The sequence below is a fragment of the Arthrobacter gyeryongensis genome (genome assembly GCF_039543785.1).
Classification (GTDB): domain Bacteria; phylum Actinomycetota; class Actinomycetes; order Actinomycetales; family Micrococcaceae; genus Arthrobacter; species Arthrobacter gyeryongensis.
In genome coordinates this window covers 202,924-222,632 of record NZ_BAABKK010000038.1, presented here as the reverse complement: position 1 = coordinate 222,632, position 19,709 = coordinate 202,924, and the positions used below count along the sequence as shown (strand labels likewise).

The 19,709-nt window shown below is 61.5% G+C and carries 18 protein-coding genes and 1 pseudogene; 12 read left to right on the top strand and 7 right to left on the bottom strand.

The genetic code is table 11. From position 1 onward, the window contains the following. Positions 1-225: 225 nt before the first annotated feature. The 4 genes and pseudogenes from ABEA18_RS23850 to ABEA18_RS24770 form a co-directional block, all read right to left on the bottom strand. Positions 226-864, bottom strand: coding sequence for a response regulator (locus ABEA18_RS23850; protein WP_345453686.1), 639 nt, complete (start codon positions 862-864; stop codon positions 226-228). Continuing rightward, on the bottom strand, positions 861-2,759 hold the full coding sequence (locus ABEA18_RS23845) for a hybrid sensor histidine kinase/response regulator (RefSeq protein ID WP_345453683.1): 1,899 nt from the start codon (positions 2,757-2,759) through the stop codon (positions 861-863). The genes ABEA18_RS23850 and ABEA18_RS23845 overlap by 4 nt, the downstream gene beginning before the upstream one ends. A 119-nt stretch (positions 2,760-2,878) precedes the next feature. Continuing rightward, a complete protein-coding gene (locus tag ABEA18_RS23840; protein ID WP_345453680.1) occupies positions 2,879-3,055 on the bottom strand; it encodes a hypothetical protein in 177 nt (58 codons plus the stop codon). Positions 3,056-4,021: 966 nt separating this feature from the next. Then, positions 4,022-4,275: pseudogene (locus ABEA18_RS24770) on the bottom strand (glycogen debranching N-terminal domain-containing protein); the annotation flags it as partial. Positions 4,276-4,624: 349 nt separating this feature from the next. On the opposite strand from ABEA18_RS24770, the gene ABEA18_RS23835 reads away from it, so the two are divergent. Continuing rightward, positions 4,625-5,557 (top strand): MBL fold metallo-hydrolase, encoded by a 933-nt coding sequence (locus ABEA18_RS23835; protein ID WP_345453677.1) that lies wholly within the window; start codon positions 4,625-4,627, stop codon positions 5,555-5,557. A 95-nt stretch (positions 5,558-5,652) separates the two neighbouring features. On the opposite strand, the gene ABEA18_RS23830 is transcribed toward ABEA18_RS23835, so the two are convergent. The 3 genes from ABEA18_RS23830 to ABEA18_RS23820 are packed head-to-tail and all read right to left on the bottom strand — an operon-like array spanning position 5,653 to position 9,025. After that, positions 5,653-7,077, bottom strand: coding sequence for a dihydroorotase (locus tag ABEA18_RS23830; RefSeq protein ID WP_345453674.1), 1,425 nt, complete (start codon positions 7,075-7,077; stop codon positions 5,653-5,655). A gap of 16 nt (positions 7,078-7,093) precedes the next feature. Beyond that, positions 7,094-7,999, bottom strand: coding sequence for an acetamidase/formamidase family protein (locus ABEA18_RS23825; RefSeq protein WP_345453671.1), 906 nt, complete (start codon positions 7,997-7,999; stop codon positions 7,094-7,096). A gap of 48 nt (positions 8,000-8,047) precedes the next feature. Further along, positions 8,048-9,025, bottom strand: coding sequence for a branched-chain amino acid transaminase (locus tag ABEA18_RS23820; protein ID WP_345453668.1), 978 nt, complete (start codon positions 9,023-9,025; stop codon positions 8,048-8,050). Between the two features lie 297 nt (positions 9,026-9,322). Between ABEA18_RS23820 and ABEA18_RS23815 the strand changes: the two genes are divergently transcribed. From ABEA18_RS23815 to ABEA18_RS23765, 11 genes are all read left to right on the top strand, one after another. Continuing rightward, positions 9,323-10,225 (top strand): ABC transporter permease, encoded by a 903-nt coding sequence (locus ABEA18_RS23815; RefSeq protein WP_345453665.1) that lies wholly within the window; start codon positions 9,323-9,325, stop codon positions 10,223-10,225. Beyond that, positions 10,222-11,112, top strand: a complete 891-nt coding sequence (locus ABEA18_RS23810) for an ABC transporter ATP-binding protein (protein ID WP_345453662.1) — start codon at positions 10,222-10,224, stop codon at positions 11,110-11,112. The genes ABEA18_RS23815 and ABEA18_RS23810 overlap by 4 nt, the downstream gene beginning before the upstream one ends. Before the next feature lie 2 nt (positions 11,113-11,114). After that, positions 11,115-11,927 carry an ATP-binding cassette domain-containing protein gene (locus tag ABEA18_RS23805; RefSeq protein ID WP_345453659.1) on the top strand — a complete coding sequence of 271 codons (813 nt, stop codon included), beginning with the start codon at positions 11,115-11,117 and terminating at the stop codon, positions 11,925-11,927. Next, positions 11,924-12,985, top strand: coding sequence for an ABC transporter permease (locus tag ABEA18_RS23800; RefSeq protein WP_345453656.1), 1,062 nt, complete (start codon positions 11,924-11,926; stop codon positions 12,983-12,985). Before ABEA18_RS23805 ends, ABEA18_RS23800 begins: the two co-directional genes overlap by 4 nt. 42 nt (positions 12,986-13,027) lie before the next feature. Then, positions 13,028-13,852, top strand: a complete 825-nt coding sequence (locus ABEA18_RS23795; RefSeq protein ID WP_345453653.1) for an MBL fold metallo-hydrolase — start codon at positions 13,028-13,030, stop codon at positions 13,850-13,852. Between the two features lie 10 nt (positions 13,853-13,862). Then, positions 13,863-14,678 carry an MBL fold metallo-hydrolase gene (locus ABEA18_RS23790; RefSeq protein ID WP_345453650.1) on the top strand — a complete coding sequence of 272 codons (816 nt, stop codon included), beginning with the start codon at positions 13,863-13,865 and terminating at the stop codon, positions 14,676-14,678. 73 nt (positions 14,679-14,751) lie between these two features. Continuing rightward, on the top strand, positions 14,752-16,362 hold the full coding sequence (locus ABEA18_RS23785) for an ABC transporter substrate-binding protein (protein WP_345453647.1): 1,611 nt from the start codon (positions 14,752-14,754) through the stop codon (positions 16,360-16,362). A 77-nt stretch (positions 16,363-16,439) separates the two neighbouring features. After that, positions 16,440-17,114 carry a cysteine hydrolase family protein gene (locus tag ABEA18_RS23780; RefSeq protein WP_345453644.1) on the top strand — a complete coding sequence of 225 codons (675 nt, stop codon included), beginning with the start codon at positions 16,440-16,442 and terminating at the stop codon, positions 17,112-17,114. A gap of 29 nt (positions 17,115-17,143) precedes the next feature. Then, positions 17,144-17,884 carry an MBL fold metallo-hydrolase gene (locus tag ABEA18_RS23775; protein ID WP_345453641.1) on the top strand — a complete coding sequence of 247 codons (741 nt, stop codon included), beginning with the start codon at positions 17,144-17,146 and terminating at the stop codon, positions 17,882-17,884. Continuing rightward, positions 17,881-18,702, top strand: a complete 822-nt coding sequence (locus ABEA18_RS23770) for an MBL fold metallo-hydrolase (RefSeq protein ID WP_345453638.1) — start codon at positions 17,881-17,883, stop codon at positions 18,700-18,702. Before ABEA18_RS23775 ends, ABEA18_RS23770 begins: the two co-directional genes overlap by 4 nt. An 83-nt stretch (positions 18,703-18,785) precedes the next feature. Continuing rightward, the gene (locus ABEA18_RS23765) at positions 18,786-19,709 is read left to right on the top strand and encodes a polysaccharide deacetylase family protein (protein ID WP_345453635.1); all 924 of its coding nucleotides are present in this window, start codon (positions 18,786-18,788) and stop codon (positions 19,707-19,709) included.

Sequence of the window (19,709 nt, the reverse complement as noted above, 5' to 3'; positions counted from 1 at the left end):
TTCTCGTGACAAGGATGGATTGGGCGGATGTCGAACGCTTCATCATGGGGACTAATATCGAGGCGGAAAAATCAAACCCGGCAAATACACGCCGCTTCGATGCCGGCAAAACCTTAGCGTCGGATATTCCACTTTTTCACAAGCCACGGCCATCATGCCCCCGTGCGACGCAAGCAGGCGGACCCGCTTCTTGGTGGGGCTTCGTACGGTTAGCGGCCGTGATTGTTAGTGCAGGAAGCCGCGGCGGATGGCTTGCGCTACTGCCGAGGCACGGTCGGAAACGTCAAGTTTCTCGTATATGTGCTGCAGATGGGTTTTGACGGTAGCCAGTGAGATGTGGAGTTCGCTGGCGATTGTCTGCCCAGAGTGTCCGTCAGCTGCCAAGCGGAGAATCTCGACTTCTCGGGAGGAAAGAACCGGCTTCTCTGGGGTGTCCTGGCGGGTACGGAGCTCACGGGCGAGTATATCTTGGGCGAAGGGGGCGATGACGGTTCCGCCGGCGCCGACCTGAAGGACCGCGTCGGTGATCTCGCCAAAGGACGCTGCTTTCTCCAGGAACCCCCGTGCCCCGTGAGTGAAGGCCCGGTAGACGGTCGTTCTGTCCATATAGGCGGTGAGCACGAGCACGTTTGTCGGCGAGCCTTCGGCGAACAGCAATTCCAGAACCCGCATGCCGTCGAGTTCGGGAAGCTTCAGATCCATGACTGCCACGTCGGGTTTCAGTTTCCGGATGGCCGCCAGTGCGCTCGTGCCGTCCCCGGCGGATCCAACTACTTTGATCTGCGGGACAGCCTCCCAGTTTCGGGCCAGTCCCTCGCGGTACACGGGGTGGTCGTCGGCAATGAAGACCGTGAGGATCTTCACGGCAGCGCCAGTGCGGTGCGGACGGTTCGGGCGAAGTGGTGGATTTCGAAGGGCTTGGTGAGGTAGTCCCGGATTCCGATGCTGCGCAGTTCATTGATGCGAGCGGGCGTGGCATCGGCGGAGAGAATTATGACCGGGATTCGTCGTGTGCGTTCATCCTTCTGCAACTGCTTCACGATCTCGACCCCTGACATGTCAGCCAGGTTCAGATCCAGGAGGATGAGTTGTGGAGAGATTTCGAGTGCGAGGGCGATCCCGGATCTGCCGCTCGTCGCGGAGACAAGATTTAGGTCGCCCATCCCGGCGATGATGTTCTCGACCAAGCGGATATTGGCGTAAGTATCCTCAATGTGCAGAATGGTCGCCCCTGCCCCGCCGGGGATGACGACGGTGCCGATCTCCGATTCCAGGGGCGGGACTTCATCTTCCGGATCGGGCGCCAGCGGCATCTCAACGAAGAAGGTCGATCCTTCTCCCGGGGCGGTGTGTTCGATGCCCAGAACGCCCCCCATTTCCCCGACGAGCTTCCTGGAAAGTGCCAGCCCCAGACCCGACCCCTCGACCTCAGCGGCTTGGGCCAGACGGACGAAGGGAGTAAACAACCGTTGAGCGTCGTCTTCGGACATACCGGGGCCCGTGTCCGTGATGAGGAAGCGAAGGGAACCTTCTCGGACCTCGCACCGGACACGGACAGCACCCTGTGCCCTGTTGAACTTCACGGCGTTTCCGAGCAGGTTCAGGAAGACCTGCCGGAGCCGTTGGGTGTCGGCCAGAACGTAGCGGTGCAACGCCCCGTGTAAGTCGCTGGCGATTTCAATATCCTGGGCGGCAGCGAGCGGGCGAATGAGTTCGAGGGCCTGATGGATTGCTTCGATGGCTGGCACGGGGGTCGTCATCATGCCAGGGGCGCCTGCTTCAATCCAGGTGATGTCAAGCACGTCGTTGACGAGCGAGAGCAGATGATTGCCAGCGTCGAGGATGTGACGAGCGCTTTCGGCTGCCTTGGGGCTGAGCGGGAGATCCTGAAGCAACTGGGCGAAGCCGAGGATGGCGTTCAGCGGTGTGCGCAATTCGTGGCTCATCCGGGAGAGAAATTCGCTCTTCGACCGGTTGGCGCGTTCTGCTTCGTGCATAGCGTCCCGGGCCGCTCTCTCGGCGCGTTTGCGGTCGGTAATGTCGGTGGAGATCGCCCCGAGCGCGTATGGGCGCCCCGAGCCGCTGATGAGGGGGAACTTGATGGAAAGCCAGCGGCTGTCCTCGTCGGGGGCGGTTCGGTCGCCGATTATCGCGAGCGGTTCTTCGACTTCAATGGAATTGCAGGTTCTGATCACTGTGTTGTCGTTCTCGTGGTAGACATCAGCGATCGGTCCTGCGAAAAGATCGTGATCGGTGAGACCGATGATTGATTCCGCACTCATGCCAAAACGCCTGGCGTAATAGTCGTTTACGATGGTGTACCGCCCGTCGAGGTCCTTTATGTACATCAGGGCGGTCGAGTTGTCCAGGAGGTCTTTGAGCTGCTGGATCGTCGAGTGCAGGTCACGTTCTGTGGATTCCTGATCGGTCAGGGTCCTCAGCTGAACGACGCGGTATTCACCCGGATCCCCAGGGCTGCTGAAGGTCCGGGCCGTGAAGCGGTAGGCAACCTGGTGATCACCCAGTTGGAGGGTGACGGTTTGAGGTTCGGAGGTCGTGGAAACGGTGGCGGCCACTAGGCGGCTGAGGGCCGCCTCTGAATCCGTTATTGGACTTCCACGGAGGAGGGCATCAAATTCCTTGTTGCCTTCAAGAAAAACCAGCCCGCCGGCGTGCTCATTGCGGAAGATGGCAGCTGCCAGCGGTGCCGCATCGAAGGCGGCCTGTTTCAGCCAGCCGGGGGCGTCCGCGGAACTCACAGTCACAGTCTTTCACAACGGCGCGATACACCGACAGGGCCGACGACGCGGCCGCCTCGGCAAGGGGTGCCTAACGCGATTGTATTCACCTCAGACACCCGTGACACTTTGCTTCTTGGTCAGGCCGATGCGAGGCGTGCGCGCAGGCGGTACGTTTCGGCGTCATCAATCTGCAATTCGGTCATCGTCTGGTCAGCGGTGAAGGAGACAAATCCGGACAAGAGGTCCTGCCTGACGGGTTCAGTCTCGCGTTCGAAAGCCGGACCATAGCCTCCACGGCCGGTAGCGTGCTTCACGATTTTCTCGCCGGGCTGGAGTGCGATGGTACCCAGAGGCCGGGTCTCGCTTTCCTGGCCATCGCGGGGATGGCGGCTGTGATCAGGTTTCTTCCGCCGTCAACGACGCTGCATTTCTGTCTAATCAGGGACTCGCGGTGGTTCCGCCCGTCCGCATCCTGTTCAACTATGCACGGACACCGGGGAGCTCAGCGTCATGCGTGTTTCTAGCTCGGATCGCCAGCAGAAGAGGCAGTCAAGGGCGTCGCAGCTGCAGCCAGGGAAGCCCTCGTTTTTCAATTCCGGGTCAGGCGGTACTGGCGGCGGGCACTCCCTAGCCGACGCATGCCACCTACTGTTCACTGACGCTATCCGTTTCATGGCAAGCTTCCTGGTGTTTCAGACCTGTTGAGAGGTTTGGTTGAGTCGTCTTGGGCCCGGCCTTCGGGTCTTCTGGAGTACATACTCAATTGTTTCCTTGTGCCAGAAGGGACACATCGGCCGTTTGGGGGTCCAACGGAATGATCTTTTCTTGGCCGAAAGGATGATCTATTCGGCTGACTCCTGCCCCCACCAACTACGTGTCGCGCAAGGCCTCCGGCCGCGGGAGGGGAGGGCTTTAGATACTGTCCGATCTCAACATGATTGTCAGTTCCGTATAAACGCGGTACCGCGTTCACCGCCTGCCCGCCCTTGTCGGCGCGCTGGGGACTGACTGTCTCGGTAAGACGCGCGCCGGCATCCCTAGACTCACCGATTCAATGAGAAAACTGACATGGGAGCTGACAGCTTGGATGAGACGAAGGACCGCCTTGGCTGTCTCATCGAAGGTGTCAGCTCCGTATTGATGCCGCTGACCGAGTTCCGGTCCCTCAAGGCGCCGCTTGGTCGGCGCTCAGCCGCTTCGCGCGATGCAATCGCCACACGCCTGCTGGATTCCCATGTGCCGCGCCCGCAAACTCGAACCTCGTGTTTTCGGGGCCACGGGACACCCCAACCGCTGAACATCTCCGTGGACATCAGCCGTTCGGCCACCTGCGTGGCCTTGTCTTCGTCCACGAGGCCAAGCCACAGGCAATGGCCCATGTTGGAAGCGCACTCGTCGACCTGCCGCTTCTTCCCGGCCAGAGCGACAGCGTAATATCCTCGTTCGGGGAGCCAGAACTGTTCGTTGAACTTTCCGTCAGCTGCGCCGCGCGATCCGTGAGCTCATCCGCCCGTTCCGTATCACCGGCATCGTATAGGAGCATCACCCGACCACTCATTTGATACGCCCATGCCTTGGATATAATGAAGATGTTTCGATATGATGAAAGCCTTGCGGCAATCGCGAACCGTGATGCTTGTTTCTGGCGGTGCCGTATTGCCGGGCGAACTGCTTGGAGAGGGTCCAACGTCCGGAACGTCACTTTCCAGCATTGATTCGTAGGGTTCCATAGCGCCACCAGAAAAGGGAGTAGAACAATGGTCATTTCCGGTAGCGAAAGAAATGCCGTCCGACCTCGGGTAGTCATGCTCGGGACAGCCGGCGGCCCGGGGTGGAGAGCAGCTGGGCCGCATGCCCGGTCCGGCATTGCAACGGCTATTGCTGTGGGCGATGCGGTGTATCTGGTGGACTGTGGCCGAAACGCCGCGCAGCAATTGGTCAATGCGGGTTTTAATGTCTCCCAACTGCGGGCACTTTTTGTCACGCACCTTCATTCGGACCACGTCATTGACCTGAGTTCGTTGCTCATTTTCGGCATGATGGCACTGAAGGACAGCCCCGGGCATCGGATTCGAATACTCGGCCCCGGTGACCGAGGGGCACTGCCGCCTGCTTCCCCACGGGCCAAGACGCCGCCGCAACCGGTCTTCCCGGATAACCCCACTCCGGGCACCTCGACGATGGTGGATCTGCTCCTGCGGGCTCACGCAACCGATGTTAATGACCGCGTCCTGGATGCTCTGGCCCCATCACCGCTTGGCTCATTCATGGCGGAAGATATCGTTATCCCGGACGGTGCCCGCTATCACCCCAACGAAAACCCGACGCCGGAGATGGAGCCATTCGAGATCTACGCCGACGACCTCGTCTCGGTGACGGCTACATTGGTGCGCCATCCGCCCATTGCCCCGGCTTTCGCCTTCCGGTTCCAGACAGATGATGGGTCAGTCACCATTTCCGGCGACACTGCCCCATGCGAAAACCTCGTCAGGCTGGCCCGGCGTACGGACCTGCTGTGCCACGAGGCCATTGACTTCGACGCGATCGAACAGCGCTTCCGGAACCGCTCCGACCAGGCAGCGCAGGCGTCCATGGATCATCACAGAAAGTCCCACACTTCCGCCGAACAGGCCGGTATCATTGCCAGCGCCGCCGGTGCAAAGGCACTCGCTCTTCATCATCTGGTGCCCAGCAACACTGACCCTGCTGCCTGGGATGCCGCCGCCCGCACGTTCGGGGGGAAACTGTACATTCCTGATGACCTTGACGTCATTTCCTTTGCCGCCGCTGATGAAACCGTGCACGTCGCCCGCTGATGTTGACGGGGCCGCCGACAAAGGCTCGAGGCCGGAACCGTCGTCGGCGGTTCCGGCCTCGAGCATCTTGCGTTACTGGCGTCGAAAGTTTCTTGTCAGCAGGCTGGGCGGTTCCGAACGTCGCTCGAGACATGCTGCTTGAGCAGAGAGCCTCCGGCTTCCGCCTTCAGTTCCCGGTTTTCAACCATGACCTGCCCGCGCAGGACCGTCATGCTGGGCCATGCGGCCACCTCGTAGCCGTCCCACGGAGTGTAGTCGGCTTCGTGCAGGTCCTCAGCGTGGATGGCCCGCTTCACTGTGGTGTCCAGGACCGCCAAGTCGGCGTCACTGCCCACCGCGATCACGCCCTTCTGCGGGTACAACCCGAGGATCTTCGCCGCGTTGGCGGAAGTGATGTCAACAAAGCGGGTCAGATCGAGACCGCGCTTGGCCACCCCCTCGGTATACGCGACAGCCATGCGCATCTCGACGCCGGCATGACCGCCCGTGGCGTCAAGAATGGTCTTGCCGCGGGTCTTCACCTCAAGGTCCGTGCACACTCCGTCGGTCGCCAGGGTGCTGAGCGAGCCTTCGAGCAGCGATTCCCACATGGAGTCGCGGTCGGTTTCCGACTTCAAGGAAGGGTAGGTGTGATAGATCGCGCCGTTCTTCTGTTTGTAGTCCTCGGCGGTGAAGTACGCGTAGTGGGGGAGGATCTCGCCGTAGACCGCTTGGCCGCGCCCCCTCGCCTCGCGGATGGCGTCCACGCCTTCGCGGGCGCTGACGTGCATGAGGTAGATGGGCGCACCGACGTGCTCTGCGAGGGTGATGACCCGCTGGAAGGACAACTTTTCCGAGAGGTTGTTGTGGGCGTGGTGCATGTTCTCCAGCCCGATCCTGCCTTCGCGCTGCAATTGCTTGTAGGCGTACATGACGATGTCGTCGTCCTCGGCGTGCACCGCGAGCATTGCTCCGGCCTGGGCTGTCTGTTGCATGAGCCCCCACATGTTGCCGAGGTCTGTCTTCTGCTTGGGGCGCGTCGGGGTGGTGTTGGTCATCCAGACTTTGTAGCTTCCGTGGCCGGCCGCGACGGCGTCGGGAATCTGTTCGAGTACTTCGAATGGAATCTCCGGTTCCTTGAACGTGCCGTGCAAGGCGTAGTCGGTGTAGCTTGACCCGGCCCACTCGGCCGATTTGCGGGCAAAGGACTCCGAGAGCTCGTCGCCGGGTTGCCAATGCGCGAAGTCCACCAGCGTGGTGGTGCCACCGTAGATGGCGCCCTCGCTCACCCGGTCGGGGCCAAAGCACTTGATTCCGCTTTCGGCCGCCGTCGGGAGGACGGAGTTGGTGTGGACGTGCGGGTCCACGCCGCCGGGGACAACCAATTGGCCGCGGAGATCGACTGTGCGTGTTGCCTCCTCCGTGGGTCCGAGGCCGGTTTCGCGTAAGTACACAATCTTGCCCCCCGCTATGCCGATGTCCAGGGTTTTGGCGCCGGAGGGGGTAACGACCAGGCCGTTGGTGAGAACGAGATCAAGCATCAGGGGGTCGCGCCTTTCAGTGTTGGTGAGGTTCAAGGGAAAACGGTGCGGAGGTGAAGTAGCGGGCGGCGAGGGAGACTTTGACCGAGGCACGGGCGTTGACGAGCTGGGACACGGAAACGTCTGCGGCCGCGCTCATAAGCATCGCTGTCTTCTCGCGGGTCCACTTCCGGTCCGCCTGCAGGAGTTCGAGCATGTCGTCGAGCGCAAGCCGCGCGGCGTCGTCGAGCGTCTCGCCGTCGCCGATCGTGATGACGGAACCCCCGGACACGACCACGGGCCGTTTGACTGTGACCCCGGGCAGGACGTGGCAGGAGAGGACAACGCTGCCCTCGACCTCGACGGCGGTAAGGGAGCACTCGCCGTCGCCCTGTACCGCATGAAGGTCGCCGGCATAGAGCAAGGCGTTCGCGCTCTGCACGGGCAGGATGACGGCGGAACCGGTGGTGACGTCCTTGCAGTCCATGTTGCCGCCGTGCGACCCGACGGTGCTGGAGTTGGGATTCCCATCGGCCGGTGCCACGCCGATTTTCCCGATCATGGGCCGGATGGGAATCCGGATGTCGTCGTCGAACCGGACGCTCCCGTCCACAATGTCGACCACCCGGCCGGACCGCCCCAGTCCGCCGGTGAAACCGCCGCGCCCGGGGAGCGTCACCATGGCGCCCCGGTCCGCTATCCGGATCTCGTGGACGTCAATACGGAGCGTGTCCCCGGGATTGGCGCCGCGCACTGCCACCGGCCCGGTCACGGGGATCGACAACTTCTCGTACTCCCCGGTGCTTTCGAACAGGCCGCCTGTCAGTAGGCTCCGGGCGCCGAGGGAGAACTGCTCGCCTTGGCTTACTTCAATCACGGGGGCGGCGTCGCGGTCAAAGGATCCCGACGCCGATTCATGGCTTGCGTGGAGAATGTTCAGCATGCTGCCCCTTTGTTCTGTGCCGAGCTTGTGGTGTGCGGTGGGGTGGAGTTATGCGGTGGGGTAGACGGGCTGTGCCCACTGTTGATCGGCGGCTACCCGTCCGACGACGGCCTGCCGGTAGGCCTGCTGCAGCTGGCGGGTGAGTTCGCCGGCAGTTCCCTCGCCGATGGGCGTGCGGTCCACGGAAGAGACGTGGTTGATTTCGGCGGCGCTGCCGCACACGAAGATTTCGTCGGCCGAGTAGAGTTCCGTGCGGTCGATTGCCCGGATGTCGACGTCGACGCCGAGGACGTTTCGTGCCAGATGCAGGACGGTGTCCCGGGTTATTCCCTCCAGGATGCTGTCCGTTGCGGGAGGCGTGCATAGCCGGCCTTGGCGAACCATGAACACGTTGTAGCCGGCGCCTTCGGCAACGTGACCCTCCTCGGTCAGCAGAAGGGCTGCGTCGTAGCCGTTGCGTCGGGCCTCCAGCATGGCAAGGCGGCCGTTTTGGTAATTGGCGATCGATTTGACCCTGGGCGGCATGGAGCGGTCGGACAAGCGGGCCCAGCTGCTGATCTGCACGTCCAGTCCGCTGGCCCCGAAGTAGTTGCCCATCGGGATGGCCGCCATGAATACGGTGACCGGCCCAGTGTCCTCCGGCTTGCCATCGCTCGAGTCGACGAATACTTGTGCGCGCATGTGGAGGTTCCCGCACAGCTCGTTGGCCCGCACGAGGCCCAGCAATTGTTCACTCAGAACGCCGATGTCGCGCGGTCCGTCGATTTCCACCACCCGCATCGAGTCAATCAACCTGCGCATATGGTCGGCCACCCGGAAGGCGTAGAGCTGCTGGTCCTCATCGCTCCAGTAGGCACGGAACCCTTCGAATACGCCGACGCCGTACTTCAACGTAGTGCTCAGGACATGGAGCTTGGCATCTGCGTACTCCACCAGTTCGCCGTCACGGAGCAGGTAGCGAACGCTGGGCTCGAATGCGGGCGCCTTGGTGTCGGTCACAGTTGCGGATTTACTCAGATTGGTCATTGTTGTCTCCAAATCGTGTTCGGAAAACAGATCAGGGGCTCGGCTTCAAACCAAGGTTGACATCCGTCTTCATCTTACTTCCATTGTTGTCACCATAATGAAGATGTTGGATAGTCCTGTCAACAGTGACCATTGACACTCGATCAAAGACTTCAATAGAGTGATGAAACTTCGATATGCACTTTCTCGACAAGGATGTCGACGACTTGGAGCTCACATGCCACAGCCGCAAAGCAGCATCAACTACAGCTTTCCCCAGACCGCTGGCTCCGTCCGCCAAGCAGATTTCGAGTTCAAATGAGTGAAACCACGACAACCCGGACCGCGGCTGGTGGAGAAGATCCCGCGGTCAGCCTTTGGAGTCGGGCCAGGAGGGGGGCGGCGCGTTCGCGCAAGCGCCCGAAACTGACGCTTACCATCGTCGCCGCCGCCATCCTTGCCGGATTGCCACTAGCCGCGGTCCTCCGGGCCTTTCCGCAAGACCCGCTGCAACCTGACGTCAACTCGCTCGCACTGGCGCCCAATAGTATCCATTGGTTTGGCACTGACGGAAACGGCATGGATGTGTTCTCCCGGACGATTGAATCGGCGAGGCTTGACCTGCCCATTGCACTGGTCGCCACGGCCATTGCGCTACTGGTGGGCGTACCTCTGGGCCTCTTTGCCACGACAGGCAAGGCCGGTGAGGCGATCATGCGGGTCGTAGACGCGTTTGCGGCTCTGCCCATCATCGTGATTGCGGTGGTTTCCATCCAGCTCATGGGCGGCAGCGCAGGAAATGTCGTCATCGCCATTGCACTCGTTGGAGCACCGCGCTTTGTGCGCTTGTCCAGGGCAGCGGCGATTTCGCTCCGCTCCTCCAGGTACGTGGAGGCCGCGGTGGCCATCGGCTGTTCGCCCCTCCGTGTGGCCTTCAACCACATCTTCAGAAACGCCTACGGCGTGGTCCTCGTGCAGGCCACGCTGACCACTGCCGGAGCCCTGAGCACGATTGCCGCTTTGAACTTCGTGGGCGTCGGTGTCCGGCCTCCCCAGCCAAGTTGGGGCGCGATGATCGAAGACGGCTTCAGCATGCTCATCCGGGGACAGTGGTGGGCCGTGGCTTTTCCTGCGCTGGCCATCCTCCTGGTCATCGCCTCGCTCAACATCATTGCCGGTGCCATTGAGAACAAGATGGAACGAGTGGAGCACACCCGATGAACAAGACCCTCCAAGTCCGGGAACTCGAAACCGAGTTCCACACTCCCCTGGGCGTGGTCCGGGCATTGCACGGCGTTTCCTTTGAGGTGCAGGACAACGAGATTGTCGGGATCGTCGGTGAATCCGGATCCGGCAAATCGACCGTGGTCCGTTCGATCACAAAGCTGTTGATGCCGCCGGGCAACGTGTCCGCGGGCAACGTTACCTTCGCCGGGCGCAGCCTCTTGGACCTGCCCGAACGGGAGATGCGGCAAATCAGGGGAAAGGACATCGGATTCATTGCCCAGAATCCGTTCAGCGCCCTGAACCCGGTGACCCGCATCGAAAAACAGTTTGCCAATATCGCAAAGGCACACGGGGTGAAGGTCGATCCCTCGGAGCGCAGCCGTGCATTGCAGCTGTTGGAATCGACGGGAGTCCGCGATCCGGAGCGCGTCATGCGCGGTTACGCGCATGAACTCAGCGGCGGCATGGCGCAGCGCGTCGTCATCGCCATGGCGCTTTACCTCAATCCGCAGCTGGTGATCGCTGATGAGCCGACGACGGCGCTCGACCTCACCGTCCAGCGCCAGGTTCTTGACACCCTTCGGCGCCTGACGGTCGAGAGTGGCCGCTCGATGCTGATTGTGACCCATGACCTCGGGGTGGTGGCCGCATACTGCAACCGCGTGCTTGTCATGTATCGCGGAAATATCGTGGAACAAGGACCCGTTGACGACGTTTTCGTCCGTCCGCAGCATCCTTACACGATCTCCCTGCTCAACTCCGTGGTGCGTCCCGAAGATGAGACGCAATACGTCCCAGGGAGCGCGGAAGCACCGGATACCGCGGAGCCGGAAACGCCAGACCCCTCGAAGGTCCAATTGTCCGAAGCCCGGAGGTCTTGAGAATGCCGCTCCTTGAACTCGTGGATGTCACGAAGATTTTCCGTACTCCCCATGGAGAAGCGCGTGCCGTGGATGGAATTACCGTGTCCGTGGAAGCTGGCGAGACGCTCGGCATCATCGGCGAAAGTGGTTCCGGCAAATCAACGCTCGGCCGCCTGGTCCTGAGGTTGATCGAGCCGGATTCCGGATCCGTCGTCATCGAAGGGCAAGATGTGTTGGCCCTGGGCCGTGGCGAACTCCGCCGGAAGCGGCGCCATTGGCAGATCGTCTTCCAGGAACCTTTCGCGTCGTTGAACCCGCGCCTGACGATCCGGCAGATCGTCGAGGAGCCGCTCATCGTCGCCCGGATGGGCACCCGAGCCGAGAGGCGGTTGCGGGTCTTGGCGACCTTGGAGGAGGTTGGCCTCTCGGCCGATTTCATGGACCGGCGTCCGGCTAACCTGAGCGGGGGACAGCAACAGCGCGTAGGCATCGCACGCGCCCTGGTCACGAATCCCAGCCTGGTGGTCCTGGACGAGCCAACGTCCTCGCTGGACCTGACCATCCGGGCCTCGATCCTGCGTACCCTCGCGCGACTCAGGGCTTCGCGGGGCCTGACCTATGTATTCATTTCGCATGACATCGAAACGGTGCGGCATTTCTGTTCCACGGTAGCTGTCATGCATCGCGGAAAAATCGTCGAAGTCGGCCCCACCCAGGATGTCTTGATGGCGCCACAGCACCCCTACACGCAATCGCTTATTTCCGCCGCGCTGCCGGTGGTTCCCTACGCCGCAGCCATTGCCACCACGAATTCCCAGGGGCAGACTTCATGATCCGCTACATCATTACCCGGTTGGTGACCGCTTTCTTGCTGCTGCTTGGACTCATCACACTCAGCTTTGGGCTCGTATCCCTGCTGCCAGGTGACCCCGCCGTCGCGCTGCTGGGTGAATACGCGACTCCTGGTGATATTGCAAGGATCCATGCCCAATTGGGGCTGGACCTCCCCTTTTGGGAACGCTATTTGCAATACATGACAAGAACACTGAGCGGTGACCTCGGGCACTCCTTCTTCACCTCGCGATCTGTGTCCACGGAAATTCTGATCCGGCTGCCCAACACGCTCATCTATCTGATTCCCGGGTTGGGCCTGGCTCTCCTCATCGGCATGGGCGGCGGCACGTTAGCGGCATACAGGTTCGGGCGCGTTACCGACAAGTCTTTTGCGTTCGGAATCTCGATCCTCATGGCCATGCCGGAGTTCGTACTCGCCCTGCTTCTGCTGTTTATTTTCTATCAGCAGCTGCACATGGCCCCTGCCCCCCTTGGGATGCTCTCCAGTACTCAGATAACACCGCCCTCTGTGACGGGATCGATTCCGATCGACGCGGTACTGGCCGGCCAGTGGGGAATCATCGGGTCAGTCCTCAGCCGGGCCTTTCTTCCCATCGTCACCATTGGTCTCTTTTTCGCCGCTCCCTTCGCCAAGACCGTTCGTTCCGGCCTGCTGCAGGTGCTCCAATCACCCCAGATTGAGTTTGCACGGGCATGCGGCCTGCGGCCCATACAAGTGTTCCGATATGCCCTCAGTGACATTCGGGGCTCCATCATGACCTATTTAGTATTTCTCTTCGCCGCCTCCCTTAGCGGTGCTGCGATTATTGAGAGCGTTTTCTCTTGGCCCGGCGTAGGCGGTTGGGCTCTCGATGGCGTGCTCAAGAGCGATGTTCCCGTGATTCAGGGATTCGTCCTCATCATGGGTGTCGCGAGCTTGTTCGGTTACGTATTGCTGGACACCTTGATAACCCTCCTGGATCCGCGCACACGTCGCAGCGGAATCACGAAGCCGAAGCTCCGGAGAGTGCAGGCGAAGACGGCAATTTCTTCCTGAGAAGTCTTGACAGACATCTCCCGTCTTCAATAGATTGAAGATATGTTCACTAAAGTTCATGAAGATAAAGTTATCGCCCTCGGTGGAACCATTCCGCTCGACGGCCGCGTGAGCTGGGTACCTGCCGGAGCAACCGGCTTCCAGCCGTCGAATTGCTATCTCCTCAGCGAGGGGTCCGGCCGGCTGCTGGTCGACACCGGGCTCGCAGTCCACAGCCAGGAGATCCTCGATGACCTGGTTGAGCTGCTCGACGACGACGGCCGGCTCTCCATGTTTTTCACGCGGAGCGAGATGGACTGCGTTTCGAACCTGGAACCTATCGCCGGGAAATTCGACATCGAGCGCCTCTTCACCGGCGGCGCCATCAACCCATTCGATGCCTTCGATGACCTCAGCCGCCTCGCGCTCCGAGGCCGTCGGCAGCAGATCGACCAGAAGGGAGAGGGCGGAGATTCCATGGCCCGCACTCCCGAGATCGAGGTCGCGCCCGGCCGTCACTTGACGATCGAGTCGCCGCTCCTGCGGCTCCTCCCGACCTTCTGGGGTTGGGACGCGAATACCGGAACCATCTTCACCTCCGATACCTTCACCCATGGCACCATGACGAGCCCGGACGGTTCCCGCATCATTGACTCCCTTTCCCAGGACACCACGACCGCCAAGCAGGTCGCCGAGCATCTTTACGCGAAATACGAGTGGATCCCGCGGGCCACGTGCGAGCCGCTTCGGGAATGGCTCTCGGACAAGTTCGAGACCCTGGCCCCTGAGACCATCGCCCCTTCCCGCGGGTGCGTGATCCGCGGGCGTGAACTCATCCGCCGTCACCTTGATTTCATGCTCGCCGCATTGGCACCGGAAAAGGCTTAGGAGAATCCCCATGGAAGAACTAGTAGAAACTATGAGCCGCGACCTTCCGCGCGAGGTAGCCGACGGCGTCACCTGGATGAGCTCGTGCCTGCCGTTCCACCTCCAGGACCGCGTTATCCACGGGCACACCTCCACGTACCTCGCACAAGGGACCGAGTCGTCAATCCTCATTGATACGGGCAACCCCTCCAGCTGGAACATCATCTCGGAAACCCTTGACGGGTTGCTGGGGGACAAGCCGCTGAGCTACGTCTTCCCGACGCACCCGGAGCTTCCGCACACGGGAAACCTTCCGCGCCTCGTCGAGAAGTACCCCGACGTCCAGGTTGTCGGGGACATCCGGGATTACCACCTCTTTTACCCGCAGATCGTGCCCAACCTTCATGCCCGGGTTCCCGGGGACAAGGTGGATCTCGGCGGGGGATATGAATTCGTGATTGTCGAGGCGATGATCAGGGACCTGCCAAATACCCAGTGGGGCTTTGTGCCGAAGTCGGGCGTGCTTTTCACGGCCGACGGCTTTTGCTACATGCACCGCCCGGAACTCGATGATGAGGATCCGGTGCACCTCCCCGGCGAATGTGGCCTGACAACAGATGAACTCTCGGCACCCATCGCGGTCGAGAACGCAGCCTTCTTTACCGGCAGCGCGTTGTATTGGGCCAGATTCGCCAACGACGCCGACCAGGTTTACGACCGCGTCGGCAAGCTGATGGATGACCTTGGGGTCAAGATCGTAGCGCCCACCCACGGCAACGTGATCACCAATATTCCGGAGGTGGCGCCCATCATCCGGGCCGGCCACAAGCACGCCTACCGTTACTAATCCATTGCCCACATCAGCAGCGCACTACTCGTAACATGTCCTTTCCCTCTGTACAGAAATTGGAACCAGGCTTATGAAGAATTCGCGTTTATTGCTCGGCTGGGTCGCAGCCGCGGCAGCTTTGTCAATCACCGGCTGCGGCTCGGGACCTTCGGGGGAGGCGCAACCATCTTCCGGGCAGGCAGTCAAACCGGAATCCGTGGTGATCGCTGTGGGTGCTCTCCCCGATAGCCTTACTGCATCGCCTTGGGGTGGCAGCGCATCACATGTGGTGCTCAGCGGCCTCGGTTCCCAGCTGTTCCAGTACAAGTCCGGGGCGACGGACGCCGAATCGTGCTCGACGCCGTCTACCGCGGTGACCGGCCGGCTCGCCGAGAGTGCCGTACCCGCCGCGGACGGCACTGGGGTCATCGTCAAGCTGCGGAAGCTGACAAGCCAGTTCGGGAACACGCTCTCGGCCGAGGACGTGAAATGGAGCCTGGAAACGGGGATGGTGCGCCAGATTGTCATGAAGGGCTCTCTCAAGAGCAGCGGATTCAACGTGGACAACCTCGTCACGGTCATTGATGACCACACCGTGCAGCTTAACACTCTCCAGATGACGTCCTTCACCGTGGAGTCTCTGCAGAACAATCTCTTCTCGATCTACGACAGCAAGGAAGCGAAAACCCACATCACGCCGGATGACCCCACGGCCAACAAGTGGCTCTCCAAGAATCTGGCCGACTACAGCGGTTGGAAGCTTGAGGAGTTTACTCCCGGCACGTCCTTCACCGTGACGGCAGATCCGAAGTGGGAAGGTGAGCGGGGCTCGGTAAAGCGGGTCGTGGTCAAGGCGGTCCCGAATACGTCGACCCGCGCACAACTGATCAAGACCGGTGAGGCGCAGATCGCCAACGGCTTCGAGTATGAGCAGTACGGGTCCATGGCAGACTCCTCCGGAGTCAGCGTGCTCAAATGCACCAGCCAGACCCGCGACACCATGATGTTCAACACCAAGACCGGCCCGTTGGCAGATGAGAAGGTCAGGCAGGCCATTTCGATGGCCATCGACCGCGCCGCCCTGGTCAAGGGAGCCTACTCGGGATATGGTGACCCGTCAGGCTCCATCTTCCCAACCGGGGACGCCGCATCGACGTACAAGTTTGACCTCGACGGCGCCAAGATACTCCTGAGCCAGACACAGTATGCCAACGGATTCCCGCTCACGCTCAGCTACAGCGTCAGCCGCCCGGGCCCCGTCGCGAAAAGTTCGGCCGTGCTCATCCAATCCATGCTCGGCAAGATCGGCATCAAGGTAGATCTCATGAACGTGGCCAGCCCCACCGACTTTTCTTCAGCGCTCATCGAAGGCCGCTTCCAAGCCGTCCTGTACTCCGAGCCCATCGTCATCGCCGACCCGGCGTTCTACACCTACGCGTTCTACGCAACCGGCGCACCGAGCAACACCACCGGATGGTCCAATCCTGAATTCGACGCTGCACGCACCAAGCTGGCCGCAACGCCCCAAACGAATACCGCCGAGCGTGCCGCACTACTCAAGACCATGGCGGCAATCGAAGACAAAGGTGTTCCCATCCTCTCCCTCGTGCAAGTCAAAGGCACGCTGGCAAAGGAGACAGGACTGACGGGAGCAGTGCCCCTCTCCAACGGCCAAGTCTACTTCAACGCCCTGGGCAAGTAAGAAAACCGGGAAACCACCATCGCTGCCGGCCGGCGGGAAACCGCCGGCCGGTCACATCTCGACGAAGGAACAAACCAATGATCGAAATCTGCGGCAAACCCGTCCGCGACACCCTCCAGGAACTGCTCGATCCTGCCACCACTGCCTTGGTTGTCATCGACATGCAGGCGGGGGCTGTTTCGCACGGTGGCGCAATTGGGGATTCCGGGCATGACATGACCATGATGCCGTCGGTCGTCGAGAAGTGCGGCCGCGCCATCGCCGCGGCACGTGCCAATGGGGTGCCGGTTTTCCACATTCGTGTCGAGAACCTTCCGGACGGCGCGAGTTCCCCGGCGGCGTGGCTGCGTGCCCTCTATACCGCGGCGAACGGCCGTCCCATCGACCTCGGCAAACTGAGCGCCAAAGGGGACCCCGCGACGGAATTTTGCGAACCCTGCATGCCCGAAGACGGGGAAGTCGTGATTACCAAGCGACGCCCCAGCGCCTTCATCGCTACCGAACTCGCCTTGCTGCTGCGCAGCCAGGGGATCGAGTCGGTGGCGCTCGTGGGCGTTTCCACGGGTGGCTGTGTGGAGGCAACCCTGCGCGATGCCGTGCACAACGACTTCTATGCCGTGCTGCTCGAGGATGCGGTGGGAGCCTACGACACGGTGGTGCACGAGGCCGCGTTGACCGTCATGCGGGCCCGGCACGACGTCTGCACCCTCGATGAAGCTATTGCTGTCTGGGAGACAGCCAGCATCTCCTGAACCATCCGGATCCAAAGGAAGGAGTGAATATGGGCGGTTCGCTGAGCGGCCGGATCCACCGGCTCGGCGGGGATATTGAACTGGATGAGCGGGTGAGCTGGTGCCCGCCTGGCGTACAGCGTGCGCAAGCGGTGAACTGCTACTTGATCAAGGGGCCGTCCGGTTCAGTGCTGGTGGACACCGGGATTCGCCTTCACCAGGAAGACATCATCGAACAGCTTGACCGGCTGCTGTCACCCGGAGAGCCCCTATCCATTGTCCTGACCAGGACAGAAATGGAATGCTGCCTCAACATCCCGGCCATCGAGGAACACTTTGCGGTTGGCGCGGTCTGGTACACGGGCGGAATCACCGTGCCCCGTTCGAAGGCCGAATCCAGGCGGATTGCCGTGGATCCGGGGACGTCGATGCGCGTAGAAGTGCAGGACGGCGTCGTCGTCGAACTCGTGTCGCCGCTCCTCCGGCTCCTGCCGACGCTCTGGGTGTTCGATCCGGAATCGGGCGCGCTGCTGACCTCGGATGCGTTCACGCACGGCGGGAGTGCCAAGCCGGAGACCCGCGAGGGGCTCCGGAAATTCCGCTGGTTCGCCGGGGCGGATACCGGGCCGATCGCCAAGAACGTTGCCGACATCTTCCGGGACCGCGATGTCCGCGCCGTCGGGCCCGGCTACGGGACACCCTTTGTGGGCAGGGACCTGTGCCTTGAGCAGGCAGGGGAGCTGGCGCGGGCAATTGAGGAAGTGGGGATCCAGAGAGTGAGAGTCCAGTGAAGCACGATGCAGTCGAACTCCGATGGCTTGCCGACGGAACCTACTGGCTGGGTGGCTGCCTGTCGGCCAACGCCCAGGGGCAGGAAGTCCACTATCACGTCTCCTCCTACCTGGTGATGGGTTCCAAAGCGACGCTCTTGGTGGACACGGGGGATCCGGCTCATCGCGCCCTCCTTCTCGCCCAGCTGGAATTGGTTCTCGGCGAACGTCCTCTGGATTACGTCTTCCCGACCCATCCCGAGATCCCGCACGCCGGGAACCTGCCTGCCCTGCTGGACAAGTATCCCGGGGCGCTCGTGGTGGGTGACGTCCGTGATTACCACCTGCATTTCCCCGAGTACCGCTCCAGGTTCAGGACCCAGGCGGTCGGTAGCCGGATCGATCTTGGCGATCGGGAGTTCCGCTTCCTTCCGGCCTTCATCCGGGACCTGGAGAACACTCTCTGGGGCCACGACGACGGCGCCCGGATGATGTTCGTTTCGGACGGATTCTCCTTCATCCACGATGTTCCCGCAGCGGACGGGGCATCGGCAGAGGACGACGACGAACCGGTCCATCTTCCCGGCCAATGCCGCTTGTTGTCCGGCGAGATGCCGGAACCTCCCACCGTGGAGCAAGCGGCGTATGGCACCGGTCGGGCTCTCTACTGGACGAAGTTCGTGGACGTCAGCGATGCCTTCGGCGGCATTGAAGCGGTACTGGACACGCTTCCCACGAAGCTGATCGGCCCGGCCCACGGCAACGTGATTGACGACGTCGACGGCATGCTCAGGACGTCACTGGCCGCGCACAGGAAGGTCTACGCGGAAGGCCACTGATTGTATAGTGAAGTTTGATTCAATATAATGAATTCGAGATGCGACGCTTCGATTGAGAGCGGCGAACGGCAAGGAGTGAGTCAATGCGAGACCTCATTGGATACGGGGAAAATCCCCCGGTCGTGACGTGGCCGAATGGTGCCAAGGTGGCCATCTCCATGGTCATCAACTACGAGGAAGGCGCGGAGAGCTCCATAGAGGCCGGTGATGAAAGCGATGAAGACGTCACGATTTTCGGTGGCTGGTCTTCGGATCCGGGACGGCGGAGCTTGATGAAGGAATCCTTCTTCGAGTACGGCAGCAGGGTAGGCATCTGGCGCTTTTTGGCTTTGCTCCGGGACTACGGCGTGCCCGCCACATTCATGGCTTGCGGTGTAGCCCTGGAACGGAACCCCGAAGCCGCCCATGCGATCGTTCGCGATGGACATGAGATTTGCGCGCACGGCTACAAATGGCGGGGAACCGTCGGAATGACTCCGGCCGAAGAGCTGGCCGAAATCAGGGCCTGCGTCGCGGCGATCGAGGGAGTCTCGGGTGTCCGGCCTGTGGGTTGGTACGTCCGCGAAGGAATCACGGAGAACACCCGCGCGATCCTCAAGGGCGAGGGCTTTCTTTATGACTCCAATTCCTATGCGGACGACCTGCCGTACTTTGTGTCTGCCGGAGAATCCCGCCACCTTGTGCTCCCTTACGCGGGCGACACCAACGACGCGAGGTTCTGGGGCCCGGGAAGCCTCGGGACGGCAGATGACTTCTTCAATGTACTGAAGGACAGCCTCGACTGCCTTCTGATCGAAGGGGAAACCGTACCCAGGATGATGTCAGTAGGCGTGCACTTGCGCATCGGCGGGCGGCCCAGCGTCGCCTTGGGGGTCAGGCGCTTCCTCGAGTATGCCCTCGCCCGGAACGACGTCTGGTTCGCCACAAGGGAGGAAATTGCCCGGTGGTGGATCGCCAACCCGCCTGCCGCCGGCCAGCTCGAAGCAGCGTACGAAGGCCGGGCGTGA